This is a genomic window from Streptomyces sp. NPDC085460 (assembly GCF_044541975.1).
Classification (GTDB): domain Bacteria; phylum Actinomycetota; class Actinomycetes; order Streptomycetales; family Streptomycetaceae; genus Streptomyces.
This window is the reverse complement of the sequence record NZ_JBITTO010000002.1, coordinates 537,274-563,362: the sequence shown is the minus strand read 5'-3', so window position 1 is coordinate 563,362 and position 26,089 is coordinate 537,274. Positions and strand designations below refer to the sequence as shown.

Here is a 26,089-nt window from a genome sequence, read left to right as displayed (position 1 = left end):
CGGACGGACCAGATCCCGGGCGACCGGGTCCCGGACGGATCCGATCCCGCGTGACCGGGTCGCGGACGGGCTGATTCCGGCCGCCCGGATCGCGACCGGGCCGGGCTCGGCCGGAAGTTGCCGGTCGTGTGCCTGGTCCCTGCCTCCGGCCGCACGGAAGCATCGCCGGTGCCGAGGCGGCGGCCTTCCCCCCTCCCCCGCCCGCCGACCCCCTGCCACCCGCCCTGCGCGCCCCTGCGCAGCCGAGCCCCGCCCGCGTCCGGGGAGGACCTCCAGTGAACGAAGAGACCCAGTCGCCGATCGAGTCAGCTCTGCCCCTGACCCCGCTCCAGCAGGGCATGCTCTTCCACGCGCTGTACGACACCGAAGCGGTGGACGTGTACACCATCCAGGCGGCCTTCGAGCTGCACGGGGAGGTCTCGGCCGAGCGGCTGCGCGCCGCCTGCGCGGGCACCCTGGCCCGGCACCCCGTCCTGCGGACCGGATTCCGCGTGCGGGCCAACGGGCAGCCGGTGCAGCTGGTGCGGCGCACGGTGACGACGCCGTGGACCGAGCTCGACCTGTCGGACCGCGCCGGCGCGGCACGGCAGGCGGCGCTGCTCGCGTTCTTCGAGGAGGACCGGCTGCGCCGCTTCGACATGGCGGCGCCCCCGCTGATGCGCTTCACCCTGATCCGGCTGGCCGAGAAGCGGCACGCCCTTGCCCTGACATACCATCACATTCTGTTGGACGGCTGGTCGTTGCCGCTGGTCATCCGTGACCTGTGCACGCTGTACGCCGACCCCTCGGGCGCCTCCCTCGCGCCGGCCACCCCGTTCCCCGACTATCTGCGCTGGCTCGGCCGGCAGGACGGCGACACCGCCCGCAAGGCGTGGCAGGAGGCCCTGCACGGGCTTGAGGAGCCGACCCTGGTGGCGCCCGGCGCGGCGCCCGCGGGCGCCGGGGCCATGCCGGCGATGGTGCCGCTGACGCTGTCGGAGGAGGCCACGGAGGCGCTGACGGCGACGGCGCGGGCCCACGGCCTCACGCTCAACACCGTGGTGCAGGGCGCCTGGGCGCTGCTGCTCTCCCTGCTGACCGGCCGGGACGACGTGGTCTTCGGGCAGACCGTGCACGGCCGGCCCGCCGAACTGCCGGGCGCCGACGCGATGGTGGGCCTGGTCATGAACGCCGTACCGGTACGGGTGCGGATCGCGCCCGGCGAGTCGCTCGCCACGCTCTTCTCCCGGGTGCAGGCCGAACAGCTGGCGCTCGGCCCGCACCAGCACCTGGGCCTCGACGAGGTGCAGCGGCTGGCCGGACTCGGCGCCCTGTACGACACCTCCACCGGCTTCGGCAACGCCCCCTCCGACTGGGCGTCCATGGCCGAGATCGCCCCCGGCCTGCGGCTCAGCCCGCTCGCCGAGGACGATGCGCCGGAAGGGGAGCGCGACGGCGACGAGCAGCGGATCAGCGGCTCGACGCACTACCCGCTGAGCGTGGTCGCCGTCCCCGGCGCCCGGCTCCGCCTCGAACTCAACCACCGCGCCGACGTGTTCGACACCGCGCGGGTGGAGATGGTCGCCTCCCGGCTGCGGCTGCTGCTCGACACCTTCACCCGCGCCCCCGGCACCCCCGTGGCGCAGGTCCCGCTGCTGACCGAGGAGGAGCGGCACCGGGTCCTGGAGACCTGGGGCCGCCGGCCGGGGTCCGCCGGCGCGGCTCCGGAGGCGGGGGAAACGATTCTGGGCCGCTTCGCCGAGCAGGTCCTGCTCCGCCCGGAGGCCCCGGCGGTGGCCGACGCCCGCGGTTCCCTCACGTACCGGGAGCTGGACACGGCCGCGAACCGGCTGGCCCGGCTGCTGCTGCACCGCGGGGTGCGGCCCGGCGACCCGGTCGCCGTCGCCATGCCGCGCGGCACCGAACTGATCGTCTCGCTGCTCGCGGTGGTGCGGACGGGCGCGTACTACGTGCCGGTCGACCTCTCCCACCCGGCGGAGCGCATCACCTTCGTCCTGGAGGACGTCGAGCCGCGCGTCGTGCTGTGCGCCGACACCTCCCACCCGGCGCTCGCCGGACACCCGGCGCCGCTCCCGCTGGGCGACCCGGCGGTCCAGGCCGAGCTGCTGCTGATGCCGGACACCGCGCCCTCGGAGGCCGAGCGCGGCCGCCCGGCGCGGCCCGAGGACCTCGCGTACGTCATCTACACCTCGGGCTCCACCGGCCTGCCCAAGGGCGTGGCCGTGGAGCACCGGACGGTGCAGAGCTACCTGGCGTTCGCCCGCGCCGCCTACCCCGGCCTCGCGGCCGAGGCCCTGGTGCACTCGCCGCCGTCCTTCGACCTGACCGTCACCGGCATCTTCGGCCCGCTCACCGCCGGCGGTCTGGTGCGGGTCATCGACCTGGAGGACGACCACCAGGCGGACGCCGCCCTCGACCTGCGGACGCCGCCCGCGTTCGTGAAGGCCACCCCGAGCCACCTGCCGATCCTGGACGCCTCGGAGGAGACGTTCTCGCCGACCGGCGAACTGGTCCTCGGCGGCGAGCAGCTGACCGGCGAGGCGCTGGCGTCGTGGCGGGAGCTGCACCCCGGCGTGACGGTGGTCAACGAGTACGGTCCGACCGAGGCGACCGTGGGCTGCATGGAGTACCGCCTCGCACCGGGCGACCCGCTGCCCACCGGCCCGGTGCCGATCGGCGGCCCCGTGCCGGACGCCCGGATCCACGTCCTCGACGGCTTCCTGCGCCCCGTGCCGGCCGGCGTGCCCGGTGAGATCTACATCGGCGGGGAGGTGCTCGCCCGCGGCTACCTCAACCGGCCGGGGCTCTCCTCCACCCGGTTCGTCGCCGACCCGTTCGGCGCGCCCGGCGCCCGCATGTACCGCACCGGCGACGTCGCCTGGTGGCGGCCCGACGGCGTGCTGGTCTACGGCGGCCGGGTGGACGACCAGGTGAAGATCCGCGGCTACCGGATCGAGCTCGGCGAGGTGGAGAGCGCCCTCGGCGCCGACCAGGCGGTGGCCAGGGCCGCGGTCGCGGTCCGCCCCGACCGGCGCGGCCGGGCCCGGCTCGTGGCGTACGTGGTGCCGGCGGCGGGCCGGGACGCGGAGCTCCCCGGTCTGGCGGAGCGCACCGCGCGCAGGCTGCCCGCCTACATGGTCCCGGCGGCCTTCGTCCCGCTGGCCGACCTGCCCGTGACCCGCAACGGCAAGGTGGACCGCGGAGCGCTGCCCGCGCCCGGACCCGAGCACGAGCAGGAGCCGGTACGGGCCCCGGGCGGCGCCCCCACCGGGGCGGAGGAGCCGCGCGAGCAGCCCCCGGTCACCGCCGAGGAGGTGCCGAGGCAGCGCACGGCCGAGCGGGAGGAACCCTCGCAGCGCACGGCCGGGCGCGAGGAGCCGTCGCAGCGCACGGCCGGGCGGGAGGAGCCGCGCCGGGAGTCCGCCGGCCGGACCGCCCCGCCCCGGGCCGAGGAGGAGCCGGCCCCGTCGGTGCGGGAGACCCTCTCGCGCCTCTTCGGCCAGGTGCTCCACCTGGACGAGGCGGCCGACGGCGACGACTTCTTCACCCTCGGCGGCGACTCCATCACCGCCATCCAGCTCGTCGCCCGCGCCCGCAAGGCCGGCATCCGCCTCACCCCGAAGCACATCTTCACCCACCGCACCGCCTCCGCCCTCGCCGACTTCCTCCAGCAGAACGCCCCCACCCCGCCGGCCGCGGACCGGGCGGAGGCGCCGCGCGCGAAGGACGCCCCGGGCGGGCAGGGCGAGCAGGCGGGGAAGGCCGAGAAGTCCGAGAAGTCCGAGAAGTCCGAGAGCGGGAACGACAGGGAGATCATCTCCACCCTGCGCGAGCTCTTCGGCCAGGTCCTCAACCTGGACGACGCGGCCGACGGCGACGACTTCTTCACCCTCGGCGGCGACTCCATCACCGCCATCCAGCTCGTCGCCCGCGCCCGCAAGGCCGGCATCCGCCTCACCCCGAAGCACATCTTCACCCACCGCACCGCCTCCGCCCTCGCCGACTTCCTCCAGCAGAACGCCCCCACCCCGCCCCCGGCCCCGTCCCCGTCCACGACCACGTCCAGCCCGGCGGCCGACACCGCGCCCCGGAGGACGGCCGCCGCCCCCCGCCCGCCGCGGCAGGACGGACCGCCCGCCGAGTCCGTGCCCGCGACGCCGATCATGCGCTGGCTGCACGAGAGCGGCGGCGCCGTCGACGCCTTCCACCAGTCGACGCTGCTGCGCGTACCTCCGGGCCTCGGCATCGACCATCTGACCGCCGCCGTACAGGCCATGACGGAGCGTCACCAGTCGCTGCGCGGCCGTCTCGACGAGACCGGCGGCCTGGTCGTGGAGCCGGTCGACGAGGCCGCGATCCGCGAGGCGGTGCGCCGCGTCGACGTCACCGGGCTGACCGAGGAGGCGCTGCGCGCCACGCTCACGGTCCACGCCCGGCAGGACGCCGCCGCCCTCGCGCCCCGTCGCGGGGCGATGGTCCGGGCGACCTGGTTCGACCTCGGCCCCGCCCGGCCCGGCCGGCTCCTCGTCACCATCCACCACCTCGCCGTGGACGCCGTCTCCTGGCGGATCCTCCTCACCGACCTGTACACGGCCTGGCGGAGCGTCGCCTCGGGCGCCGCGCCCGCCCTCGAACCGGTGCCGTGCCCGCTGGGCGAGTGGAGCCGGCGCCTCGACGCCGCCGCCCACAGCCCCGAGGTGCTGCGGGAGCTCCCGTACTGGCGGCGGACGCTCGGCGCGGGCTCCGTACCGCTCAGCGAGGCCCGCCTCTCCCCCGCCCACGACATCTACGCGACGGCCGGCGAGCTCGTCCTCACCCTGCCGTCCGAGCTGACCTCGCCGCTGCTGACGTCGGTGCCCGCCGCCTTCGGCGTGCGGACCGTCGACGTGCTGCTCACCGGCCTGGCCCTCGCGGTCTCCGCCTGGCGCGGGACCGGCGCCGACGGCGGCACCGCCGTGCTCATCGACGTGGAGGGGCACGGCCGCGAGCCGCTCGACGACACCACCGACCTGTCGGCCACCGTCGGCTGGCTCACCTCGATGTACCCGGTCCGCGTCGACGCCGGGACCGGCGGCTGGACGGCGGACGGCGACCCGGCCGACCCGCGGCTCGGCGCCGCCGTGCGCCGGGTCGCCGCCCAGCTGGCCGAGGTGCCGGAGAGCGGCATCGGCTTCGGACTGCTGCGCCACCTCAACCGGGAGACGGCCGCCGAGCTCGCCGCCTGCCCCGCCCCCCAGATCGGCTTCAACTACCTGGGCAGGCAGGGCGGTTCCGAGGACGGCGACGAGGACTGGAGCGTGGCGCCCGAGGCGGACGCGCTGCCCCTCGGCGCCGACCCCCGGATGCCCATGACGCACGTCGTCGAGGTCAACGCGGCCATCGACGACTCCCCGACCGGCCCCCGGCTCGTCGCCCACTGGCTCTGGGCCCGGCTCCACCTGACCGACGCCGAGACCGCCGAACTGGGCCGGCTGTGGTCCGCGGCGCTCCGCGCGCTCACGGAGCACGCGGAGACGGTACGCGCCCGGCGGCTGCCGTCCGGCACCGTCGAGGCGGACCCCGCGGAGCTCGCGCGGCTCACCGCCCGCACCGGCCTGCCGGTCGCCCGGGTGCTGCCGATGACCCCGCTCCAGGAGGGCCTGCTCTTCCACGCCCGGTACGACAGCCGGAACCTCGACGTCTACACCGTGCAGATGGTCCTGGAGGTCCAGGGCGACCTGGAGCCGGACCGGGTGCGGGCGGCCTGCGACGCGCTGCTGCGCCGCCACCCGATGCTCCGGGCCGGCTTCGTCCAGCTCCGCTCCGGCGAGCCGGTGCAGGCGATCCCCGCCGAGGCCCGGATGCCCTGGCACCGGCACGACCTGACCGGCCTCGACCCGGCCGAGCGGGACGACCGGCTCGCCGCGCTCCTCGACGAGGACCGGCACCACCGCTTCGACCCGGCCCGCCCGCCGCTGATGCGGTGCACCCTGATCGACCTGGCCCCGCGCCGCCGGCAGCTCGTCCTGACCCTCCACCACCTGCTGGTCGACGGCTGGACCACCGCGCTCGTCCTCCGCGACCTGCTCGCCCTGTACGACGACCCGGCCGGCACCGCCCTGCCCACCCCGCCGGAGTACCCCCGGTACCTGTCCTGGCTCGCCGCCCAGGACCCGGCCGAGGTCCTGTCGGCCTGGTCCGCGGCGCTCGCCGGACTGCGGGAGCCCACCCTGCTCGCCGCGCCCGAGGAGACCGCCCGGGTCCGGGCGCTGCCCCGGACGACGGTCGTCGAACTCTCCGAGGAGCGGACCGCGGCCCTGCACGCGGCCGCCCGCGCCCACGGCGTCACCGTGAACACCCTGGTCAGGGCCGCGTGGGCGCTCTGCCTGCACCGGCGGACCGGCAGCCACGACCTCGTCTTCGGCGCGACGGTCTCCGGCCGGCCCGCGGAACTGCCCGAGGTCGAGGACATGGTGGGCCAGTTCATCAACACCCTGCCGGTACGCGTGCGGCTCCAGCCGCAGGAGACCGTCGCGGCGCTCCTCGCCCGGCTCCAGGAGGAGCACGCCGAGCTGCTGCCGTACCACCACGTGCCGCTGCCGGACGTGCAGCGGGCCGCCGGTCTGGGGCCGCTCTTCGACACCTGCGTGGTCTTCGAGAACTTCCCGGGCGCCGAGGAGCTGCCGGCCGACCCCGACGACACCCTGCGCCTGGTGGAGGTCTCGGGCCACGACGCGTACCACTACCCGCTGAAGCTGATGGTGGTGCCCGGCGACCGGCTGCGCCTGGAGCTCGGCCACCGTCCCGACCTCGTCGGGGAGGAGGTCGCCGGGGAGGTCGCCGGCCTGCTGCGGGAACTGCTCGACGGCCTGCCCGACGCCATGACGGAACCGGTCCAGCGCTTCCTGGCACCGGAGCCCGACCCGCACGGCGCCCTGCTCGGGCGGGTGGCGGAGCTGGTCGCCGAGGTCCTCGGCAGGAACGCCGTCCGCGGCGACGAGGACATCTTCGACCTGGGCTGCGACTCGCTGGTCGCGCTGCGCCTCGCCGGCCGCCTGGAGGCCGAGCTCGGCCACCCGGTCGACGTCGCCGCCGTCTACCGCGCCCGCACGGCCCGCGCCCTGGCCGCGGCCCTGGCCCGCCCCCGTACCGCCTGAACACCACCGCCGACACCACCGCCGACCCCGTCACAGAGACCGACGACAAGGACGAGAACGCCATGACCAACCCGTTCGACAACGAGGACGGCACCTTCCTGGTGCTGGTCAACGACGAGCGCCAGCACTGCCTGTGGCCCGCCTTCGCCGTGGTGCCGCCCGGCTGGAACGTCGTCGTCACCGAGACCGACCGCAAGAGCTGCCTCGAATACATCGAGACGCACTGGACCGATATGCGACCGGCGAGCCTCGCCGACGCCGTCTGACCGATCCGCCGGGGTGCGCCCCGCCGTCAAGGAGCCACACACGCCATGCAGCGCATCATGCTCAAGTCCAAGATCCACCGCGCCACCGTCACCGAGGCCAACCTCAACTACATCGGTTCCGTGACGGTCGACCGCGACCTGATGGAGGCCGCGGACCTGCTCGTGGGCGAGCAGGTCCACATCGTCAACATCAACAACGGCGCCCGGCTGGAGACGTACGTCATCGAGGGCGAGCGCGGCTCCGGCGTCATCTGCCTCAACGGAGCCGCCGCCCGGCTGGTCGCCCCCGGCGACCTGGTCATCCTCATCGGCTACGCCTCGGTCGACGACGAGGAGGCCGAGAAGCTGGAGCCGAAGGTCGTCTTCGTCGACGAGCAGAACCGGCCCCTGAAGCTGGGTTCCGACCTCTCCTCCTGATCCACGGCGCGTCGTCCGGCGGGCCGGTCCCCGATCCCTGTCCCTTCTCCTGCACACCCCCCACCTCTTGCTCCCCGTCCGCACCCCACAGACAGGCAGCCACCCATGCAGCAGAACTTTCCCCAGGTCAACTCGTGGAACGAGTGGGACCCCCTCCAGGAGATCGTGGTCGGCTCCGCCGACGACGCCCAGTTCGAACCCGTGGAGCCCGGCAGCCGGCCCGGCATCCGGAACCGCCCCGACACCCCCTTCCCCACCGGCCCGAAGTCCAAGGAGGCCATCGACCTGGCCAACGAGGAGCTGGCCGGTCTGGTGAAGGTGCTCGAAAGCCAGGGCATCACGGTCCGCAGGCCCGACACCCACGACTTCTCCGCCCCGGTGAGCACGCCCGACTTCGAGGTGGAGAACCAGTACTGCGCGGTCTGCCCGCGTGACGTGATGATCACCCTGGGCAACGAGATCATCGAGGCGACCATGTCGCGCCGGGCCCGGTACTTCGAGTACCAGCCCTACCGCAAGCTGGTCTACGAGTACTGGGACGCCGATCCGCGCGTGCAGTGGACCACGGCGCCGAAGCCGTCGATGGCCGACGGCATGTACCGCGAGGAGTTCTGGGACTGGCCGCTGGAGGAGCGGCACGCGCGGATGCACAGCTTCGAGTTCTGCGTGAACCAGGACGAGGTGATCTTCGACGCGGCCGACATGAGCCGGTTCGGCCGTGACGTCCTCGTCCAGGAGTCGATGACCACCAACCGGGCCGGCGTCCGCTGGCTGAAGCGGCACCTGGAGCCCAAGGGCTTCCGGGTCCACCCGGTCCACTTCCCGCTGGACTTCTTCCCCTCGCACATCGACTGCACCTTCGTGCCGGTGCGCCCGGGGCTGATCCTGACCAACCCGGACCGCCCGCTGCGCGAGGGCGAGGAGCGGATGTTCCTGGAGAACGACTGGAAGCTGGTCGACGTCCCGGAGCCGGTCCTCACCAACGAGGAGATGCCGCAGTACTGCCAGTCGTCGAAGTGGCTGTCGATGAACGTGCTCAGCATCTCGCCGACCAAGGTCATCTGCGAGGAGCAGGAGAAGCCGCTCCAGGACATGCTGGACGGCCTCGGCTTCGAGGTCTTCCCGGTGCCCTTCCGGAACGTCTTCGAGTACGGCGGCTCGCTGCACTGCGCCACCTGGGACGTGCGGCGCGAGGGCGTGCGGGAGGACTACTTCCCGAACCTCGACTACCGCCCCCTCGTCTGACCCCCGCCGCCACCCCGGCCGGGAGACGCCGCACCGGCTGAGACACGCCACCCCGGCCGAGACACACCGCACCGGCCCGTATCCGCTCCGCGCGGATACGGGCCGGTGTGCTGTCCAGGGGCCTAGGAGGCGGCGGACGCCTTTCCGGCCTTCTGACCGGCCTTCTGACCGGCCTTCTCCCCCGCCGCCGCCCCGGCCTCGGCCGGGTCCTCGGGCTGCTCGAAGGAGATGCGGTTCATGTGGCGGTTCATCGACTTCATCAGCGCCCAGACCGCGAGGGCGAGGACCGCGAAGACGACGAAGCCGAGGACGCCCGGCGTCACCTTGTTCTTGTCCAGCTCTTCGGCGGCGAAGGGGACCAGCTGCGTCAGTGCGAGGTGTGCGCTCATGTCAGGCATTGTCGCGGATGCCCGCGAAGAGATCTTCCTCGGGGAGGGAGGTCGGCACCAGCGACTTGCTGAGCTCGTACTCCTCCGTCGGCCAGACCTGCTTCTGGATCTCCATCGGGACCCGGAACCAGCCGCCCTCGGGGTCGATCTGGGTGGCGTGGGCGATCAGCGCCCGGTCACGGGTCTCGAAGAAGTCGGCGCACGGGACGAAGGTGGTCAGCGTCCGCTCCTTGCGCTCGAACTCCTTCCAGCGCTCCAGCCACTCGCCGTACGGGGACTCCAGGCCCCGGTCGAGGAGGGCCTGGTGCAGGGCCTCGGTGCGCGGGCGGTTGAAGCCCTGGTTGTAGTACAGCTTCTGCGGCTCGAAGACCGGGCCGTACTCGGCCTCGGGGAACTTCTCGGCGTCGGCCGCGCCGTCGAAGGCCACCATCGTGATCTTGTGGGTCATGATGTGGTCGGGGTGCGGGTACCCGCCGTTCTCGTCGTAGGTCGTGATGACCTGCGGACGGAAGGAACGGATCTTGCGGACCAGCTCGCCGGCCGCGTGGTCCACGTCCTCCAGGGCGAAGCAGCCCTCGGGGAGCGGCGGCAGCGGGTCGCCCTCGGGCAGGCCGGAGTCGACGAAGCCGAGCCACTCCTGCTCGACGCCCAGGATCTCCCGGGCCTCGTCCATCTCCCTGCGGCGGACCTCGTGGATGTTCTCCTCGATGTAGGGGTCGCCCTGGAGCTTGGGGTTCAGGACCGAGCCGCGCTCGCCGCCCGTGCACGTCACGACCAGGACGTCCACCCCCTCGGACACGTACTTGGCCATGGTCGCCGCGCCCTTGCTCGACTCGTCGTCGGGGTGGGCGTGAACGGCCATCAGGCGCAGCTGCTCAGTCAAGACTCGATCCTCAGTGATTCGACGCGGAGGGTGGTCTCTATAGTGACGGAATCGGGGGGAGGAAAATTCCGCCGCCCCCGCCCCCGAGAGGACCGATACATGAGCGCCGTGCGAGAGCAGCTGCCCGAGGGGCGTTACGGGCGCTCGGCGGACGAGCGGGCCGACCGGAAGCTCCGGATCCTGGGCGCGGTCCTCGGGGTCCTCTTCGTGGCCATGATCGGCTGGTTCGGCTGGCACCACGTGGCCGGCAACAAGATCAGCGCCGAGCTGATCAAGTTCGACGTGGTGAGCGACACCGAGGTGCAGGTGCACCTGGAGATCCGCAAGGACCAGGGCGTCGAGGGCGTGTGCACGCTCCGCTCCCGCGCCGAGGACGGCGCCGAGGTGGCCCGCAAGGACGTCGCCGTCGACGAGCCGGACGGCAGGGTCGACCGCGTGTACTCCCTCCGGACCACCGCCCGCGCCACCAGCGCCGAGCTGATCGGGTGTACGGCGCGGTAGCGGTGGGTAGGTGAGGAAGAGCGAGTTCCGGCGGGTCGCCGCGGTGACCTGGACCGACGCCATCCCGATGGTTTATGTCCTCCCGCTTTCCGCCACTCATTGTTAGGCTCGTGCTTTCGCCCACCCGGGAAGCGAAGGGTTTCCCGCGTAGGGCGATGCTTTGTATTCCCAGTACCTACGAGGAGCACCTGTGACCCAGACCAGCGACAACGTCACCTGGCTCACCCAGGAGGCGTACAACAAGCTCAAGGACGAGCTTGAGTACCTGTCTGGTCCCGCGCGTACCGAGATCGCCGCGAAGATCGCCGCCGCGCGCGAGGAGGGCGACCTGCGCGAGAACGGCGGGTACCACGCGGCCAAGGAGGAGCAGGGCAAGCAGGAGCTCCGGGTCCGCCAGCTCACCCAGCTGCTGCAGAGCGCGAAGGTCGGCGAGGCCCCGGCGGACGACGGCGTCGTCGAGCCCGGCATGGTCGTGACGATCGCCTTCGACGGCGACGAGTCCGACACCATGACCTTCCTGCTCGCCTCCCGCGAGTACGCGAGCGGTGACATCGAGACCTACTCCCCGCAGTCGCCGCTCGGCGTCGGCGTGAACGGCAAGAAGGCCGGCGACGACGCCGAGTACGAGCTGCCGAACGGCAAGAAGGCCATGGTGAGGATCCTCAGCGCGAAGCCGTACACCGGCTGAGCCCCTCTCCTTCCGCACACGACGGAGGGCCGGTCCCCACGGGGACCGGCCCTCCGTCGTTCCCGGGCTCGGCAGCGCCGGGCCCGTGGATCACGGCGCCTCGGGTGCCTTCGCCACCCCGATCGGGCAGGAGACGCCGGTGCCGCCGATGCCGCAGTAGCCGGCCGGGTTCTTGTCCAGGTACTGCTGGTGGTACGCCTCCGCCGGGTAGAAGGGGCGGTCGGCGGCCGGGAGGACCGTGGTGGTGATCTCGCCGTAGCCGGAGGCCGTGAGGACCTTCTGGTAGGCGGCGCGGGACGCCTCGGCGGTCTCCGCCTGGGCCGGGGAGTGGGTGTAGACGGCGGAGCGGTACTGGGTGCCCACGTCGTTGCCCTGGCGGAAGCCCTGCGTCGGGTCGTGGGACTCCCAGAACAGCTTCAGCAGGGACTCGTACGAGACCTTCGACGGGTCGAACACGACCCGGACGACCTCGGTGTGCCCGGTGAGGCCCGAACAGACCTCCTCGTACGTCGGGTGGGGCGTGTGGCCGCCCTGGTAGCCGGCGAGCGTCGTCCAGACGCCGTCGGTCTGCCAGAACTTCCGCTCGGCGCCCCAGAAGCAGCCGAGGCCGAAGTCGGCGGTCTCCAGACCCTCCGGGTACGGCCCGAGCAGCGGGTTGCCGAGCACCGTGTGGCGCTCGGGGACGGAGAACTCCGGCTCCGGGCGGCCGCGCAGGGCCTGCTCCGGCGTGGGCAGGACGGGGGTGCGGGACAGGAACATGCGACATCTCTCCTCGACGCGGTTCGGCAGTCCTCACAACGCCGGCGCGCCTCCCCCTGTTCCCCGCGCCGCCGGGCCGGTCACCGCCGGAGGGTGGCCGGGCTGCCGCCGTTCGCCTCGTACCCGGCGACCGCCAGGTTGCGGTGGAGGGTGTAGTCGGCGGCCGGGTCGCCGCTGAGCGTCCACGGGACCGCGCCCACGTGTCCGTCGACGTGGACCAGCAGGTGCATGGCCTCGGCCCAGCGCTCGCCCCGGACCAGGAACCACACCAGCAGGTGGCGCACGTGCGCGAGCATCGGGTCGTCGGCGCGGGCCGAGTGCACCGCGTACAGCGCGCCCTCCATCGCCTTGCTCACCACGGCCGTCCGGTAGAAGTCCTGCACCAGCACCACGTCCGGCACGTGCTCGAAGACCGCGAAGAGCGGCAGCGCGGCGAGCAGCGAGCCCTGCGGGGCGCGCGCGGCGGCGGTGGTGGCGAAGTGGTCGGCCTCCTCGCGCGAGCCGTGCCACTTCTCGCACCAGTAGTGCAGCGCCGCCAGATGCGCGCCCATGTGCTGCGGGGCCCGGTCGATGACCTTCGCCCACACCTGGTCGAACTGCTCGTGGCTGTAGCCGAGCCCGCGGGCCACCGCGAGCTGCGTGATGTACGGGACGGGGTCGCCGGGCGCGAGCAGCGCGGCCTCGTCGGCGACCTTCCGGGCCTCCTCCAGGATGATCCGGAAGTCGTCGGAGCCGGCCGCCGAGGAACGCCACGCCTGCTGCGCCAGGAACTCCGCGTGCACGGCCGCCGCGCCCGCGTCCTTCGGCGCGTCCGAGCGCCAGGCGCGCAGCCAGGCGCCGCCGACGCCGGGCTTCTCCGCGAGCTCCAGGGAGGCCGCGCCGGCGAACGCCTGGACGCGCTGCCAGCGCACCTCGCCCTCCTTGGGCGTGCCGGCGAGGAGCTGGGCGGCGGCCCGCCAGTCCTGGGTGGCCTGGACGACGTCGAGGACGTCGAGGAGATCGTGGTCCGGGCCGGGGAGCCGCACGTCCAGGTCCTCCTGGCGGACGAACCCGTACGCCTCCGGGTCGGCGGCGTCGGGCGTGCCGGGCGCGACCTGCCGGATGCCGCCGGAGCGCCGGCGCAGCATGTAGGGGCCGAGGACGCCGAAGAGCAGGCCCAGGGCGATCAGGAACCAGAGAATCTCCATGTGTCCATTGTCCAGGACACCGTCGTGGACGAATCGCGGCGGTGGGCGGGCCCCGGCACTACGCTCCTGACCATGAGCGACCAGCACAGTCACCAGAACTTCGAGACCCGCGCCATCCACGCGGGCAACACCGCCGACCCGCTGACCGGCGCGGTCGTCCCGCCCATCTACCAGGTGTCCACCTACAAGCAGGACGGTGTGGGCGGGCTTCGCGGCGGCTACGAGTACAGCCGCAGCGCCAATCCGACCCGTACCGCCCTGGAGGAGAACCTGGCGGCGCTGGAGGGCGGCCGGCGCGGCCTCGCCTTCGCGTCCGGGCTCGCCGCCGAGGACTGCCTGCTCCGCACGCTGCTCGCCCCGGGCGATCACGTGGTCATCCCGAACGACGCGTACGGCGGCACCTTCCGGCTCTTCGCCAAGGTGGTGCAGCGGTGGGGCGTCGACTTCTCCGTCGCGGACACCTCGGACCTCGCGTCGGTGCGGGGCGCGCTCAACGAGCGGACGAAGCTGATCTGGGTCGAGACCCCGTCGAACCCGCTGCTCGGCATCACCGACATCGAGGCGGTCGCGGGCGTGGCCCGGCAGGCGGGGGTGAAGCTGGTCGTCGACAACACCTTCGCGTCGCCCTACCTCCAGCAGCCGCTGGCGCTCGGCGCGGACGTCGTCGTGCACTCCCTCACCAAGTACATGGGCGGCCACTCGGACGTCGTCGGCGGCGCGCTGATCGCGGCCGACGCGGAGCTGGGCGAGGAGCTGGCGTACCACCAGAACGCGATGGGCGCGGTGGCCGGTCCGTTCGACTCGTGGATCGTGCTGCGCGGCATCAAGACGCTCGCGGTCCGGATGGACCGGCACAGCGAGAACGCGACGAGGGTCGCGGACTTCCTGACCCGGCACCCGAAGGTGACGCAGGTGCTCTACCCGGGTCTGGCCGAGCACCCGGGCCACGAGATCGCGGCGAAGCAGATGCGGTCCTTCGGCGGCATGATCTCCTTCCGCGTCGAGGGCGGCGAGGAGGCGGCGGTCGGCGTCTGCGACCGGGCGAAGCTCTTCACGCTCGGCGAGTCGCTGGGCGGCGTCGAGTCGCTGATCGAGCACCCGGGCCGGATGACGCACGCGAGCGTCGCCGGCTCCGCCCTGGAGGTCCCCGCGGACCTGGTCCGCCTCTCGGTGGGCATCGAGAACGCGGACGACCTGATCGCGGACCTGCGCGAGGCGCTGGGCTGAGGTGTCCGTCCGGGGCCCGGGTGCGGCGGCCGGCCGTACCCGGGCCCTCGGCGGGTGCTCAGGTGCCGGGCAGGGCGTCCTTCAGGCCCGCTCGGACCTCCTCGCGCAGTTCCGGGGTGTCCGTGTGCTCGTGCACGGAGACCGCGTGCTCGGTGGCGGCGCGGACGACTTCCTCCTCCTCGCCCGAGATGTAGAGCGAGCAGCCCGACACGCTCGGCGCGTCCCGGCAGTCGGCGGCTTTCCTGGTCATGTCGGCCTCCTGCGATCTCCTGCGACGGTGTTCCGGCCGGCCCCTCCTTCCAGGCTAGGGCCGCCGTCACGGCCCGGCGAACGGCGGGGTGGTGGCGGCCGGCGGCGGCTCCCAGGGCCGGGCCTCCGCCGCCCAGACGGTGAAGGCGAGCGCCGCGAGCCCGGCCAGCGCGGCGACGGTCCTGCGGACCGCCCGTTCCCGGCGCCGCACCCGGCCGCCGCGCGCCGCCGCCCGCGCGCCGAGGCCGGCCGGGACCGGCGGATGCGGGGTGTCGAGCAGCCGCCGGACGGCCGCCTCCTTGTCACCGTGCCTCACGCCGCCGCCTCCCCGTACGCCGGTCTCACCACGCCGCCGCCTTCGCATACGCCGCTCTCCGCCGCCGCCTCCCCGTACGCCGGTCTCACGCCGCCTCCCGTGTTCGGGTGGTTGCTCGGGTGGAGCGGAGCCGGGCCACGGCGCGGGCGTACACCGCGCGGATACGGGCCTCCGGGAGGCCGAGCAGCGCGGCGGTCTGCTCCTCGGACACTCCCTCGTACAGGCGCAGCACCAGCACCAGCCGTTCCCGGGGCGTGAGGACGCCGAGGACCCCGCCGCGGCCGGCCCGGTGCCGCCAGGCGGTGCGGGCGAAGCGCAGGGCGAGCTCGTCCCGGGTGAGCGCGTACGGGTCCTCGTCGCCGCCCCGGTCGCGGACCGCGTAGGCGTGCGCGAGGGCGGCGGTCAGCAGGGCGTGGGCGTACGGGTTGCGGATCCGCGTCTCGGCGGTGAGGAGCGTGGCGACGTGCAGCAGCCGCCCCGCCGCGCCGGCCACGAAGGCGTCGAACTCCTGGGCGCGGGCGGCGTGTTCGGATCGGTTCCGGCGCTTCGCCACACCCCATCAAGGACCCGGAGGAGAGGCGGGGTCAACCCCCGTGCGCGGAACCCCCGGTGCCGGTCTGGTGCGCCGACTGGCGGGCGGAGAGGGCGGCGTTGAAACGGGTGAGGAGCGAGCAGAAGGAGTCGCGCTCGTCCTCGGTCCAGCCGTCGGTGACCTCGGCCATCAGCGTGCGCCGCGAGGAGCGGACCTCCTCCAGGCGCTCCAGGCCGCGCGCGGAGAGCTGGAGGACGACCGCGCGGCCGTCCTCGGGGTGCGAGGTGCGGCGGACGAGGCCGGAGTCGACGAGCGGGGCGACCTGGCGGGTGACGGTCGAGGAGTCGATCCCCATGCCCGCCGCGAGCGCCTTGACGCCCATCGGCCCTTCCTGGTCGAGGCGGTTGAGGAGGAGGTAGGCGGCCCGGTCCATGGAGTTGCGGAGCTGGCCGGTGCCGCCGAGACGGGTCTGCTCGGCCCGGCGGGCGAAGACGGCCACCTGGTGCTGGAGGGCATCGAGGAGACCGGGGTCAAGCTCAGTCGTCATGTCCTGAGATGGGGGCATGGCTGGGGGGCTCTCTCGTGCGGAGGCGGTCGGTGTGGGGGACAGAGTACGCGGACGCGGCGGGCTCCGTACCGGCCGTGCGCAAACCGGCTCCGGGGCCGTGGCCCGCGCGCCCGCGACCCCGGTGAGCTGCGAGACTTGGGGTCATGACCTTCAGTACGCGACACCCCTTGCACCGCCCGATGCTCGACGACGTGCGCGGGGCGCAGCGGATGCTGGCGGGCGTGGCGCGGACGACCGCCCTGGAGGGCAGCCGGCACCTGTCGTCGCTGGTGGGGGCGCCGGTGCTGCTCAAGTGCGAGAACCTCCAGCGGACCGGTTCGTTCAAGCTGCGCGGCGCGTACGTGCGGATCGCCGGGCTGCGGCCGGAGGAGAAGGCGGCGGGGGTGGTCGCCGCCTCGGCCGGGAACCACGCGCAGGGTGTGGCGCTCGCCTCACAGCTGCTGGGGGTGCGCGCGACGGTGTTCATGCCGGTCGGCGCGCCGCTGCCGAAGGTCGCGGCGACCCGGGAGTACGGGGCGGACGTGCGGCTCCAGGGGCACGTGGTGGACGAGACGCTGGCCGCGGCGCAGGAGTACGCGCGGGAGACCGGCGCGGTTTTCATTCACCCCTTCGACCACGAGGACGTCATCGTCGGGCAGGGCACGGTCGGTCTGGAGATCCTGGAGCAGTGCCCGGAGGTCCGCACGATCGTGGTCGGGATCGGCGGCGGCGGTCTCGCGGCCGGCATCGGGCTGGCGGTGAAGTCGGTCCGTCCCGACGTGCGGATCGTGGGCGTGCAGGCGGAGGGGGCGGCGGCCTATCCGCCGTCGCTGGCCGCCGGGCATCCGGTGGTGGTGGACGCGCCGGTGACGATGGCCGACGGGATCAAGGTGGGGCGGCCCGGGGACGTGCCCTTCGGGCTGGTCCAGGAGTACGTGGACGAGGTCCGCACGGTCTCGGAGGACGCGCTCTCCTCGGCGCTGCTGCTCTGCCTGGAGCGGGCGAAGCTGGTGGTGGAGCCGGCCGGGGCGAGCCCGGTGGCGGCGCTGCTGAGCGACCCGGCGTCGTTCCGGGGCCCGGTGGTCGCGGTCCTGTCGGGCGGGAACGTGGATCCGCTGCTGCTCCAGCGGATCCTGCGGCACGGCATGGCGGCCGCCGGGCGGTATCTGAGCCTGCGGCTGCGGGTGGCGGACCGGCCGGGGGCGCTCGCGACGCTGCTCGCGGTGCTGACGGTGGTCGACGCGAACGTGCTCGACGTCAGTCACGTACGGACCGATCCGCGGCTCGGCCTCACGGAGGTGGAGGTGGAGCTGCACCTGGAGACGAAGGGGCCGGAGCACTGCCGGGAGGTCGAGGGGGCGCTGCGGGAGGCCGGGTACACCGTCCTGGCCTGAGCACCGCGCCCCACACTGCCCTAGGATCGGCAGAAATGCCCGAAATGATCCGGGAGTGTGGACATGCCAGGCGCGATCCACGCCGAGGGACTGGTGAAGACCTTCGGCGACGTCACAGCACTGGACGGGGTGGACCTCGACGTGCCCGAGGGCACCGTCCTCGGGCTGCTCGGCCCCAATGGAGCGGGAAAGACCACCACCGTACGGGTCCTGACGACCCTGCTCCGCCCCGACAGCGGCACCGCCACGGTCGCCGGCCTCGACGTCCTGCGGCACCCCAACGAGGTCCGCCGCTCCATCGGCCTCTCCGGCCAGTTCGCCGCCGTCGACGAGTACCTCACCGGCCGCGAGAACCTCCAGATGGTCGGACAGCTCTACCAGATGAAGGCCCGCGCGGCGAAGGAGCGGGCCGGCGAGCTCCTGGAGCGCTTCCACCTCGCCGACGCCGCCGACCGCCCCGCCAAGACCTACTCCGGCGGCATGCGCCGCCGCCTCGACCTCGCCGCCGCCCTCGTCGTCTCCCCGCCCGTGATGTTCATGGACGAGCCGACCACCGGCCTCGACCCCCGCAACCGCCAGGCCCTGTGGGAGGTCATCAAGGAACTCGTCTCCGGCGGCACCACCCTCCTCCTCACCACCCAGTACCTGGAGGAGGCCGACCACCTCGCCCACGACATCGCCGTGGTCGACCACGGCAAGGTCATCGCCCGCGGCACCTCCGACCAGCTCAAGGACCGCACCGGCGGCGAACGAGTCGAGGTCGTCGTCCACGAACGGGACGCCATCGCCCCCGCCCGGACGATCCTCGCCCGCTACGGACCCGGCGCGCGGGGCCCCGAGGCCGTCGCCGTCGAGGACCACGTCCGCAAGCTCACCGTCCCCGTCACCGGCGGCGCCAAGCTGCTCGCCGAGGTCATCCGCGACCTCGACACCGCCGGCATCGAGATCGACGACATCGGACTGCGCCGCCCCACCCTCGACGACGTCTTCCTCTCCCTCACCGGCCACACCGCCGAGCGCGCGACGGACGAGGAGAACGGCACGGATCCCGCCGCCAGGGGCCGCACCCCCCGGAAGGAGCCGGCCGCGTGACCACCCTCACCGACACACCCCCGCGGGTCCCCGCCGCGCGCGGCGGGATCGCCCAGTCGTTCGCGGACTCCCTGGTCGTCACCAAGCGGAACCTGATCCGCATGTCCAGGATTCCCGAGATGATCCTGTTCGGGCTGATCCAGCCCGTCATGTTCGTCATCCTGTTCACGTACGTCTTCGGCGGCTCGATGCAGATCGGGAACAGCACCGACCCGGACGTCTACAAGAACTTCCTGATGGCGGGCATCTTCGCCCAGACCGTCACCTTCGCCACCGCGGGAGCGGGCGCCGGCATCGCCGACGACATGCACAAGGGCCTCATCGACCGGTTCCGCTCGCTGCCGATGGCGCGGGGCGCGGTCCTCACCGGCCGCACGATGGCGGACCTGGTGCAGACGGCGGTGACCCTGCTGGTCCTCGCGATCGTCGCCCTGATCATCGGCTGGCGGCCCGGCTACGCCGCGCCCACCAACGCCGGCAAGATCATGCTCGGCTTCGCCCTGCTGCTCCTCCTCGGGTACGCCTTCACCTGGATCGGCGCCCTCATCGGCCTCTCCGTGCGCACCCCGGAGGCCGCCACCTCCGGAGGGCTGATCTGGCTCTTCCCCGTCACCTTCATCTCGAACGCCTTCGTCGACTCCAGCAAGCTGCCCGGCTGGCTCCAGCCGGTGGCGGAGTGGAACCCGTTCAGCGCGACCGTGCAGGCGTGCCGCAAGCTGTTCGGCGATCCGGGCCTCTCCCCGTCCGACGCGTGGCCGATGCAGTACCCGGTGTGGGCGTCACTGATCTACTCGGTCCTGATCGTCGTCATCTTCCGCACCCTCTCGGTCCGCAAGTACCGACGGGCGGACGGCTGACGCCGGCTCACCCTTCCGAGCCGTCCCCCGCCGACTGACCCGCCCGCAGCGCCGCGGCGGTCGTGGCCGGGTCGTAGCCGTCGGGGGTGCCGTCGATCAGCAGGACGTCGCCCGCCATGTGGCGGGTGCGCAGCGGGAGGAGGGCCTGGTACGGCTCGGAGTCGTACCAGGCCCTCGCCGTGTCGAAGTCGGGGAAGGCGATGAGGACGAGGGCGCCGGGCCAGGCGCCTTCGAGGACCTCGCGCCGGGGGGCGCCGTGCACGAGGAAGCGTCCGCCGAAGGGGTCCAGGGTGGCCTGGATCCGCTCCATGTAGTCGAGCACCTCGGGGTCGAGGACGGGCTTCGGGCTCAGGTTCGCCATCGCGTATGCGGTCATGGGTCCAGCGTGCCGGGGCCGGTCACCGGCGTCGATTACCCCGGAGGTCATGACGGACGAGGGCCCCCTCCGGTGCCGGAGGGGGCCCTCGTCGCGCGTGCGGGCGGGTCAGAGCGCCGAGCCGGCCTTCCAGGCCGACCAGTTCATGTTCCAGCCGTTGAGGCCGTTGCTGGGGGCGATCGTCTTGTCCTTGGAGTTCTTGACGATGACGACGTCGCCGGTGATCGACTGGTCGTAGAACCAGGCGGCCATCTGCTTGGGGTCGCCGGCGCCCTTGACGTCGGCGAGGCCGATGCAGCCGTGGCTGGTGTTCACGGAGCCGAAGATGGAGCGGGAGCCCCAGTAGTTGCCGTGGATGAAGGTGCCGGAGGTGGACAGGCGCATGGCGTGCGGCACGTCCTTGATGTCGTACTCGCCCTTGCCGTCGGAGTCGGTGAAGCCGACGGTGGCGCCGTTCATCCGGGTCTCCTTGAACTTCTCGGAGATCACCATCTCGCCGTTGTAGGTGGTGTTGTCCGGGGAGCCGGCGGAGATCGGGATCGTCCGGATCACCTTGCCGTCGCGCTTGACCGTCATCGTCTTCGTCGCGACGTCGACCGTGGAGACCTGGCTGCGGCCGACCTTGAAGGTGACGGTCTTCTGCTGGACGCCGTAGACGCCGTCGGCGCCCTCGACGCCGTCGAGGTCCAGCTTGAGGGTGACCGTCGAGCCGGCCTTCCAGTAGTCGTCCGGGCGGAAGTCGAGCCGCGTCGCGTCGAACCAGTGGCCGACGACCTCCTGGCCGGAGCTGGAGGTGACGGTGATGCCGCTCTGGACGGCCTTCTTGTCGGTGATCGCCTTGTTGAAGTTGATCGAGACCGGCATGCCCACGCCGACGGTCGAACCGTCCTCGGGGGTGAAGTTGCCGATGAAGCTGTTCTCCTTCGACACGGTGGTGAAGGAGGAGTTCTCGTGCGCCTCCAGGCCCGACGCGTCGACGGCGGTGGCGGCGATCTTGTAGACGGTCGCGCGCTCCAGCTGGCCGGACGGCTTCCAGGAGAGGCCGTCGGCCGCTATCTCGCCCTTGACCTCGGTGCCCTCGGCGGAGGTCATGGTGACCTCGGTGAGCTTGCCCTCGGCGACGGCGACCTTGGCGTCGTTGTTGATCGAGGCGTTCTTCGCGCCGTTCTCCGGCGAGATGGTGATCTGCGCCTTGGAGGTCTTCTGCTCGGCGGCCTCGTCGACCTGGGCCTGTGACGTGGCGGTCGGCGAACCGGACGCGGCCGAGCCGTCGTCGTCGTTGCAGGCAGAGAGCACGAGTACGCCGCTGAGCACCGCCGCCGCGGCTGCCAGGCTCCTGCGGCGCTTGCCGACCGTCATCACACGCTTCTCCATCGTCGCCGATTCCCTGTCAATCCATCAGAACACCCATGACACCCCGCCCGGTTCCGGAAGCGGGGGGTTTGTGGGGAACGCCACTGTTCGACACGCTCGGCGGAACGTTCCGGTTCCCGCCCGCCGCACAACGGCGCGAAAAGGCCCCGGGACGCCGTCCCGGGGCCCGTGGTCGGTCGGGCGGCCGTCGTCAGAGCCGGCCGGCCCCGTCGCCGTCGTCCTCGACGTCGTCCCCGTCCTCATCCTCCTCGTCGAGCTCCCACTCCATCGCGTCGGGGTCGTACTCGATCTCCTCGCTGCTCCAGGCGGCCTGGACGAGCTCGACGCCGGGCAGGTCGCGGACCAGGTCGAACGGCTCCACCAGGTACGCCAGGGCCTCGGACGGGTCCTCCTGGACGGAGGCGCGGGCGTGCTCGCGCTCCTCGGCCGGCATGAACTCGTCGGAGTCGACCCGCCCCTCTGCGGCGGCGGTCAGCTCGGCGGGCCCGTCGATCTCCAGGACGATGTCGACCCGGAGGCGGACGTGGCGGGTGGTGGTCTCGGTACCGGGAGTGCCGGAGGTTTCGGAGGTGCTCATGGCTGGGAGCGTAGGGTCTGCCCGGCCTCCGCTTTCCCGCGACCCGCTGGGTTCACTACCATCTGGCCACCGCGGGGTCCCGCGGGGCTTTCCGTGAGGGAGATCGAGATCCGCGTGTCCGCCGCCCGACGCCCGCTGCTGACCGCCACCGCGGCGGGGACCCTGCTGTGCGCCCTGTGGTTCGTCCCGTCGGCGAACGCCTCCGACGGCGCGGCCGGCGCCGGGACCGGGACCTCCCGCCCCGCCTCCCCCGGCGGCGGCCGCCTCGCCGAGACCGGGGGCCCGGACACCACGGCGTACGTGCTGGGCGGGACGGGCTTCCTCGGGGTGGGCGCCGGGTTCGTGGCGCTGGCGATGCGGCGGCACGGGCGCGCGTCCTGACGCGGAAGGGCCGCCCCCACGGGGCGGCCCTCCGGCTGAGGACTTCGGTACGGGTCAGGCCAGCGGACCGGTGACCGGCTCGACGGCGGCGACCAGCCGGCCCTCGCGGACGAAGGCGTCGGCGGCGGCCAGGTCGGGCGCGAGGAAGCGGTCGGGGCCGGGGCCCGCGACACCGGCCGCGCGCAGGGCGTCGATGGCGGCCCGCGAAGCGGGGGCCGGGGTGAGGCCCGCGCGCAGCTCGATGCCGCGGGTGGCGGCGTACAGCTCGACGGCGATGATCCGGGCGAGGTTGCCGACGGCGGTGCGCAGCTTGCGGGCGGCGGACCAGCCCATGGAGACGTGGTCCTCCTGCATGGCCGAGGAGGGGATGGAGTCGGCGGAGGCCGGGACGGCGAGCCGCTTCATCTCGCTGACCAGGGCGGCCTGGGTGTACTGGGCGATCATGAGGCCCGAGTCGACGCCGGCGTCGTCGGCGAGGAAGGGCGGCAGGCCGTGGCTGCGGTTCTTGTCGAGGAGCCGGTCGGTGCGGCGCTCGGCGATGGAGCCGAGGTCGGCGGCGGCGATGGCGAGGAAGTCGAGGACGTACGCGACGGGGGCGCCGTGGAAGTTGCCGTTGGAGCGGACCTCGCCGTTGCCGAGGACGACCGGGTTGTCGACGGCGGCGGCGAGCTCGCGCTCGGCGACGAGCAGGGCGTGGGCCATGGTGTCGCGGCCGGCGCCGGCGACCTGCGGGGCGCAGCGGATCGAGTAGGCGTCCTGGACGCGGGGGGCCTCGCCGGCCTGGAAGTGGCCGGTGAGGCCGGAGCCCTTGAGGACGGCCAGCATGTTGGCGGCGGAGGCGGCCTGGCCCGGGTGGGGGCGGATGGCGTGCAGCTCGGGTTCGAGGACCTTCTCGGTGCCGAGGAGGGCTTCGAGGGAGAGCGCGGCGGTGACGTCGGCCGACTTGTAGAGGGTGTCGAGGTCGGCGAGGGCCATGATCAGCATGCCGAGCATGCCGTCGGTGCCGTTGAGGAGGGCGAGGCCCTCCTTCTCGCGCAGGACGACGGGCTCGATGCCGGCGGCGGCGAGCAGCTCGCCGGCGGGCTTCACGGTGCCGTCGGGGCCCTCCGCGTCGCCCTCCCCCATGAGGGCGAGGGCGCAGTGGGAGAGCGGGGCGAGGTCGCCGGAGCAGCCGAGGGAGCCGTATTCGTGGACGACCGGGGTGATGCCGGCGTTGAGGACGTCGGCCATGGTCCGCGCGACCTCGGGGCGGACGCCGGTGTGGCCGGAGGCGACGGTCTTGAGCCGCAGGAACATCAGGGCGCGGACGACCTCGCGCTCGACGCGCGGGCCCATGCCGGCGGCGTGCGAGCGGACGATGTTCCGCTGGAGCTGGGTGCGCAGCTCGTGGTCGATGTGCCGGGTGGCGAGGGCGCCGAACCCGGTGGAGACGCCGTAGACGGGCTCGGGCTTGGCGGCGAGCGCGTCGACGACGGCGCGGGCGGCGGCGAGCGCCTGGACGGCCTCCTCCGACAGCTCGACACGGGCGCCGTGGCGGGCGACGGCGATGACGTCCTGCGGGGTCGTGCCGGACGTGCCGAGAACGACTGTCTGCATATCCATATTCAGCACCCTACGGATTGAAGACGAAGCTGTCACTAGGCAATCGGTCACTGCCTGAGCACCGTTGGACCCCTTACGGCTCCGGAGGCAGTTCCACCGTCGGCGCGTCGCGGAAGCGGCGGCGGTCGCGGCCGCCGGGCGGGGCGTCGGCCAGGCGGATGACGGTGCCGTCGCGGCCGGCCACGACCGGTTTCGTGGAGCGGGCGGCCTTGGCCTGGTACTGGGCGGCGTCGGCGAGGCGGAAGAGGCGGCGGGCGGACTTGAGGGGGCCGATGGGGTCGCCGGTGGAGGCGACGCCGCAGGCGACGCCCTCGCCCAGCTCCAGTTCGGCGGCGCGGACGCAGAGCTCCTCGGCCACCGCGACCACCTCGTCGGCGGTGGGGCCGACGGCCAGCAGGCAGAACTCGTCGCCGCCCAGCCGGGCCGCGAGGGCGCCGGGGAGGCGGGCGCCGCAGCGGGAGAGGACGGAGCCGAAGCGTTCGAGGAGGCGGTCGCCGACGGCGTGCCCGTGGGTGTCGTTGACGCGCTTGAGGCCGTTGAGGTCGCAGACGACGAGGCTGACCGCGGAGCCGTCGGCCCGGTAGCGCTCGATGGCCTCGTCGAGGCGGGCGTCGACCGCGCGCCGGTTGGCGAGGCCGGTCAGCGGGTCGGTGAAGGCGAGCTTGCGGACCTCTTCCAGGCGTTCGGCCTGGGCGATGCCGGCCGCGACGACCGCCGCGAGGACGTTCGCGAAGTCCGCGTCCGCGCCGGTGAAAGGTTTCGCCCCCATCTGCCTGGCCACGTACAGCTCGCCCCAGGCCCGCCCGTGCAGCACCACCGGGGCGACCACGCAGCAGCTCCGGCCGCGCCGCCGCAGGCCCGCGACCCGGCCGGTCACCTCGGGCGCGTCGGCGGTCTCGACCCAGGCGTGCGGACCGGCGCCGACCGCCCACCGCTCGTGCAGGAACTCGGTGATCTCGGGGAACTGGTGGACCGGGTACGTCTCCCCGTCCGGGAACTCCTCCTCGCCGGCCGCCCGCGCCCCGGCGTTCACCAGCACCCGCAGCCGCCCGTGGTCCCGCTCCCAGACCGACAGGGCGCCGAAGCTCCCGTCGAGACCGGCAGACGCCCCGAGCGCCGCGGCCCGCCAGAACTCGCGCGGGGTGTGCGCCGCCGCCATCGCCTGCGCCAGCGCCACCACGGCCCGCAGCCGCACGTCCTCTCCCATTCCTCCAGCTTAGGGAGGTTTGATCCGTTTTCCCTTTCGAGACGTCACGGAAAGTGACATCTGGTACAAAACGGGATCATTTCTGTCACTCGCCGGGCCACTCCGGCTTCCGCTTCTCGTTGAACGCGGCCACGCCCTCGGCCCGGTCGCCGGAGAAGGCCACCGAGCGCCAGGCCGCGTCCTCGACCTCCAGGCCGGCCCGCAGGTCGAGCCCCTGCCCGAGCCGCATCGCCTTCTTCGCGGCGCGCAGCCCGACCGGCGAGTTCACGGCGATCCGCCCGGCGAGTTCGAGGGCGGCCGTCCTGGCCTCCTCCGCGACGACGTCGACCAGGCCCAGCTCCCGGGCCTCCGCGGCCTCCACCCGGCGCGCCGTGAAGACCAGTTCGGCGGCGCGCGCGGCGCCCACCCGGCGCGGCAGCAGCTGCGTACCGCCGCCGCCCGGGATGACGCCGACGGAGACCTCCGGGAGGCCGACGACGGTGGTGGCGTCGGCGACGATCAGGTCGCAGGCGAGCGCCAGCTCGTAGCCGCCGCCGAGGGCGAATCCGTGCACGGCCGCGACGGTCGGCATGGGCAGCTCCAGGACGCCGGTGTAGGCGGCGCGGGCGGTGGGCCGCTGGCGGACCAGCTCGGCGTCGGTGAAGGAGTTGCGCTCCTTGAGGTCGGCGCCGACGCAGAAGGCCCGGTCGTTCGACGAGGTCAGGACGGTGACCCGGACGGCCGGGTCGGCGGCGAGGGCCGCGCACGCCTCGCCGATGGAGCGGGCCATCGCGGAGGAGACCGCGTTCATCGCCTTGGGCCGGTCGAGGACGAACTCGGCGACGTGCCCCTCCCTGCGGACCAGCACGAACTCACCAAAACGCTGCTCGGTCATCCCTCAGCCCTCC

Annotated in this window: 25 protein-coding genes; 11 read left to right on the top strand and 14 right to left on the bottom strand. The window is 73.3% G+C overall.

Annotation, left to right across the window (positions count from 1 at the left end):
• Window positions 1-275: 275 nt before the first annotated feature.
• The 4 genes from ACIGHB_RS06840 to ACIGHB_RS06825 all read left to right on the top strand — a co-directional run bounded on the left by ACIGHB_RS06840 (window position 276) and on the right by ACIGHB_RS06825 (window position 9,064).
• On the top strand, window positions 276-7,136 hold the full coding sequence (locus tag ACIGHB_RS06840; protein ID WP_399910110.1) for an amino acid adenylation domain-containing protein: 6,861 nt from the start codon (window positions 276-278) through the stop codon (window positions 7,134-7,136).
• 62 nt (window positions 7,137-7,198) lie between these two features.
• The gene (locus tag ACIGHB_RS06835; RefSeq protein WP_360310823.1) at window positions 7,199-7,402 is read left to right on the top strand and encodes an MbtH family protein; all 204 of its coding nucleotides are present in this window, start codon (window positions 7,199-7,201) and stop codon (window positions 7,400-7,402) included.
• Between the two features lie 45 nt (window positions 7,403-7,447).
• Entirely contained in the window at window positions 7,448-7,819 is a 372-nt protein-coding gene (panD, locus tag ACIGHB_RS06830; RefSeq protein ID WP_360310825.1) for an aspartate 1-decarboxylase, read from the top strand.
• Between the two features lie 105 nt (window positions 7,820-7,924).
• Window positions 7,925-9,064 carry a glycine amidinotransferase gene (locus tag ACIGHB_RS06825; protein WP_360310827.1) on the top strand — a complete coding sequence of 380 codons (1,140 nt, stop codon included), beginning with the start codon at window positions 7,925-7,927 and terminating at the stop codon, window positions 9,062-9,064.
• A gap of 122 nt (window positions 9,065-9,186) precedes the next feature.
• Here ACIGHB_RS06825 and ACIGHB_RS06820 read toward each other — a convergent pair whose 3' ends face one another.
• Together ACIGHB_RS06820 and mca are read right to left on the bottom strand one after the other, a co-directional pair.
• Window positions 9,187-9,453 carry a hypothetical protein gene (locus ACIGHB_RS06820; RefSeq protein ID WP_399910106.1) on the bottom strand — a complete coding sequence of 89 codons (267 nt, stop codon included), beginning with the start codon at window positions 9,451-9,453 and terminating at the stop codon, window positions 9,187-9,189.
• Between the two features lies 1 nt (window position 9,454).
• Window positions 9,455-10,336 (bottom strand): mycothiol conjugate amidase Mca, encoded by an 882-nt coding sequence (mca, locus tag ACIGHB_RS06815; protein WP_360310831.1) that lies wholly within the window; start codon window positions 10,334-10,336, stop codon window positions 9,455-9,457.
• 99 nt (window positions 10,337-10,435) lie between these two features.
• Between mca and ACIGHB_RS06810 the strand changes: the two genes are divergently transcribed.
• Window positions 10,436-10,837 carry a DUF4307 domain-containing protein gene (locus ACIGHB_RS06810; protein WP_360310833.1) on the top strand — a complete coding sequence of 134 codons (402 nt, stop codon included), beginning with the start codon at window positions 10,436-10,438 and terminating at the stop codon, window positions 10,835-10,837.
• Window positions 10,838-11,027: 190 nt separating this feature from the next.
• On the top strand, window positions 11,028-11,525 hold the full coding sequence (greA, locus tag ACIGHB_RS06805; RefSeq protein ID WP_360310835.1) for a transcription elongation factor GreA: 498 nt from the start codon (window positions 11,028-11,030) through the stop codon (window positions 11,523-11,525).
• A gap of 90 nt (window positions 11,526-11,615) precedes the next feature.
• Here the strand turns inward: greA and msrA are convergent, their stop codons facing one another.
• Both msrA and ACIGHB_RS06795 read right to left on the bottom strand, forming a co-directional pair.
• A complete protein-coding gene (gene msrA, locus ACIGHB_RS06800) occupies window positions 11,616-12,284 on the bottom strand; it encodes a peptide-methionine (S)-S-oxide reductase MsrA (protein ID WP_399910101.1) in 669 nt (222 codons plus the stop codon).
• Between the two features lie 80 nt (window positions 12,285-12,364).
• Window positions 12,365-13,471, bottom strand: coding sequence for a hypothetical protein (locus tag ACIGHB_RS06795; protein ID WP_360310839.1), 1,107 nt, complete (start codon window positions 13,469-13,471; stop codon window positions 12,365-12,367).
• A 72-nt stretch (window positions 13,472-13,543) separates the two neighbouring features.
• Here ACIGHB_RS06795 and ACIGHB_RS06790 point away from each other — a divergent pair, with 72 nt between their 5' ends.
• Window positions 13,544-14,698, top strand: coding sequence for a cystathionine gamma-synthase (locus tag ACIGHB_RS06790; RefSeq protein ID WP_399910097.1), 1,155 nt, complete (start codon window positions 13,544-13,546; stop codon window positions 14,696-14,698).
• A 58-nt stretch (window positions 14,699-14,756) separates the two neighbouring features.
• On the opposite strand, the gene ACIGHB_RS06785 is transcribed toward ACIGHB_RS06790, so the two are convergent.
• The 4 genes from ACIGHB_RS06785 to ACIGHB_RS06770 all read right to left on the bottom strand — a co-directional run bounded on the left by ACIGHB_RS06785 (window position 14,757) and on the right by ACIGHB_RS06770 (window position 16,360).
• Complete coding sequence (locus tag ACIGHB_RS06785) at window positions 14,757-14,948, bottom strand: DUF1059 domain-containing protein (RefSeq protein WP_360310843.1); 192 nt, start codon at window positions 14,946-14,948, stop codon at window positions 14,757-14,759.
• 66 nt (window positions 14,949-15,014) lie between these two features.
• Entirely contained in the window at window positions 15,015-15,263 is a 249-nt protein-coding gene (locus tag ACIGHB_RS06780) for a hypothetical protein (RefSeq protein ID WP_360310845.1), read from the bottom strand.
• An 85-nt stretch (window positions 15,264-15,348) separates the two neighbouring features.
• Complete coding sequence (locus ACIGHB_RS06775) at window positions 15,349-15,816, bottom strand: sigma factor-like helix-turn-helix DNA-binding protein (RefSeq protein WP_360310847.1); 468 nt, start codon at window positions 15,814-15,816, stop codon at window positions 15,349-15,351.
• Window positions 15,817-15,847: 31 nt separating this feature from the next.
• Window positions 15,848-16,360, bottom strand: a complete 513-nt coding sequence (locus ACIGHB_RS06770) for a MarR family transcriptional regulator (RefSeq protein WP_360310849.1) — start codon at window positions 16,358-16,360, stop codon at window positions 15,848-15,850.
• 146 nt (window positions 16,361-16,506) lie between these two features.
• Here ACIGHB_RS06770 and ilvA point away from each other — a divergent pair, with 146 nt between their 5' ends.
• From ilvA to ACIGHB_RS06755, 3 genes are all read left to right on the top strand, one after another.
• Window positions 16,507-17,736 (top strand): threonine ammonia-lyase, encoded by a 1,230-nt coding sequence (gene ilvA, locus ACIGHB_RS06765; RefSeq protein ID WP_360310851.1) that lies wholly within the window; start codon window positions 16,507-16,509, stop codon window positions 17,734-17,736.
• A gap of 63 nt (window positions 17,737-17,799) precedes the next feature.
• Window positions 17,800-18,828: an ATP-binding cassette domain-containing protein gene (locus ACIGHB_RS06760; protein WP_360310853.1), complete on the top strand. Its 1,029-nt coding sequence runs from the start codon at window positions 17,800-17,802 to the stop codon at window positions 18,826-18,828.
• Window positions 18,825-19,685, top strand: a complete 861-nt coding sequence (locus tag ACIGHB_RS06755) for an ABC transporter permease (protein ID WP_360310855.1) — start codon at window positions 18,825-18,827, stop codon at window positions 19,683-19,685. Before ACIGHB_RS06760 ends, ACIGHB_RS06755 begins: the two co-directional genes overlap by 4 nt.
• Window positions 19,686-19,692: 7 nt before the next feature.
• Here the strand turns inward: ACIGHB_RS06755 and ACIGHB_RS06750 are convergent, their stop codons facing one another.
• The 3 genes from ACIGHB_RS06750 to ACIGHB_RS06740 form a co-directional block, all read right to left on the bottom strand.
• Window positions 19,693-20,061, bottom strand: a complete 369-nt coding sequence (locus ACIGHB_RS06750; protein ID WP_399910089.1) for a DUF1330 domain-containing protein — start codon at window positions 20,059-20,061, stop codon at window positions 19,693-19,695.
• 108 nt (window positions 20,062-20,169) lie between these two features.
• Entirely contained in the window at window positions 20,170-21,435 is a 1,266-nt protein-coding gene (locus tag ACIGHB_RS06745; protein ID WP_399910086.1) for an Ig-like domain-containing protein, read from the bottom strand.
• A 190-nt stretch (window positions 21,436-21,625) separates the two neighbouring features.
• Window positions 21,626-22,012 carry a hypothetical protein gene (locus ACIGHB_RS06740; RefSeq protein ID WP_399910083.1) on the bottom strand — a complete coding sequence of 129 codons (387 nt, stop codon included), beginning with the start codon at window positions 22,010-22,012 and terminating at the stop codon, window positions 21,626-21,628.
• 114 nt (window positions 22,013-22,126) lie between these two features.
• Between ACIGHB_RS06740 and ACIGHB_RS06735 the strand changes: the two genes are divergently transcribed.
• Window positions 22,127-22,393, top strand: a complete 267-nt coding sequence (locus ACIGHB_RS06735; RefSeq protein ID WP_399910462.1) for a hypothetical protein — start codon at window positions 22,127-22,129, stop codon at window positions 22,391-22,393.
• Between the two features lie 54 nt (window positions 22,394-22,447).
• On the opposite strand, the gene hutH is transcribed toward ACIGHB_RS06735, so the two are convergent.
• The 3 genes from hutH to ACIGHB_RS06720 form a co-directional block, all read right to left on the bottom strand.
• Window positions 22,448-23,989 (bottom strand): histidine ammonia-lyase, encoded by a 1,542-nt coding sequence (hutH, locus tag ACIGHB_RS06730; RefSeq protein ID WP_388867579.1) that lies wholly within the window; start codon window positions 23,987-23,989, stop codon window positions 22,448-22,450.
• Between the two features lie 79 nt (window positions 23,990-24,068).
• Window positions 24,069-25,202, bottom strand: a complete 1,134-nt coding sequence (locus ACIGHB_RS06725; protein ID WP_399910080.1) for a diguanylate cyclase domain-containing protein — start codon at window positions 25,200-25,202, stop codon at window positions 24,069-24,071.
• Window positions 25,203-25,287: 85 nt separating this feature from the next.
• A complete protein-coding gene (locus ACIGHB_RS06720; RefSeq protein WP_360310867.1) occupies window positions 25,288-26,076 on the bottom strand; it encodes an enoyl-CoA hydratase-related protein in 789 nt (262 codons plus the stop codon).
• Between the last annotated feature and the right edge of the window lie 13 nt (window positions 26,077-26,089).

Coding starts and splice junctions, on each gene's coding strand:
- msrA (WP_399910101.1), bottom strand. CDS start 12,284: ATGTTCCTGTCCCGCACCCCCGTCCTGCCCACGCCGGAGCAGGCCCTG.
- ACIGHB_RS06760 (WP_360310853.1), top strand. CDS start 17,800: ATGCCAGGCGCGATCCACGCCGAGGGACTGGTGAAGACCTTCGGCGAC.
- ACIGHB_RS06750 (WP_399910089.1), bottom strand. CDS start 20,061: ATGACCGCATACGCGATGGCGAACCTGAGCCCGAAGCCCGTCCTCGAC.
- ACIGHB_RS06770 (WP_360310849.1), bottom strand. CDS start 16,360: ATGCCCCCATCTCAGGACATGACGACTGAGCTTGACCCCGGTCTCCTC.
- ACIGHB_RS06790 (WP_399910097.1), top strand. CDS start 13,544: ATGAGCGACCAGCACAGTCACCAGAACTTCGAGACCCGCGCCATCCAC.
- ACIGHB_RS06785 (WP_360310843.1), bottom strand. CDS start 14,948: ATGACCAGGAAAGCCGCCGACTGCCGGGACGCGCCGAGCGTGTCGGGC.
- ACIGHB_RS06720 (WP_360310867.1), bottom strand. CDS start 26,076: ATGACCGAGCAGCGTTTTGGTGAGTTCGTGCTGGTCCGCAGGGAGGGG.
- hutH (WP_388867579.1), bottom strand. CDS start 23,989: ATGCAGACAGTCGTTCTCGGCACGTCCGGCACGACCCCGCAGGACGTC.
- ACIGHB_RS06725 (WP_399910080.1), bottom strand. CDS start 25,202: ATGGGAGAGGACGTGCGGCTGCGGGCCGTGGTGGCGCTGGCGCAGGCG.
- ACIGHB_RS06745 (WP_399910086.1), bottom strand. CDS start 21,435: ATGGAGAAGCGTGTGATGACGGTCGGCAAGCGCCGCAGGAGCCTGGCA.
- ACIGHB_RS06740 (WP_399910083.1), bottom strand. CDS start 22,012: ATGAGCACCTCCGAAACCTCCGGCACTCCCGGTACCGAGACCACCACC.
- ACIGHB_RS06820 (WP_399910106.1), bottom strand. CDS start 9,453: ATGAGCGCACACCTCGCACTGACGCAGCTGGTCCCCTTCGCCGCCGAA.
- ilvA (WP_360310851.1), top strand. CDS start 16,507: ATGACCTTCAGTACGCGACACCCCTTGCACCGCCCGATGCTCGACGAC.
- ACIGHB_RS06795 (WP_360310839.1), bottom strand. CDS start 13,471: ATGGAGATTCTCTGGTTCCTGATCGCCCTGGGCCTGCTCTTCGGCGTC.
- panD (WP_360310825.1), top strand. CDS start 7,448: ATGCAGCGCATCATGCTCAAGTCCAAGATCCACCGCGCCACCGTCACC.
- ACIGHB_RS06825 (WP_360310827.1), top strand. CDS start 7,925: ATGCAGCAGAACTTTCCCCAGGTCAACTCGTGGAACGAGTGGGACCCC.
- ACIGHB_RS06810 (WP_360310833.1), top strand. CDS start 10,436: ATGAGCGCCGTGCGAGAGCAGCTGCCCGAGGGGCGTTACGGGCGCTCG.
- ACIGHB_RS06835 (WP_360310823.1), top strand. CDS start 7,199: ATGACCAACCCGTTCGACAACGAGGACGGCACCTTCCTGGTGCTGGTC.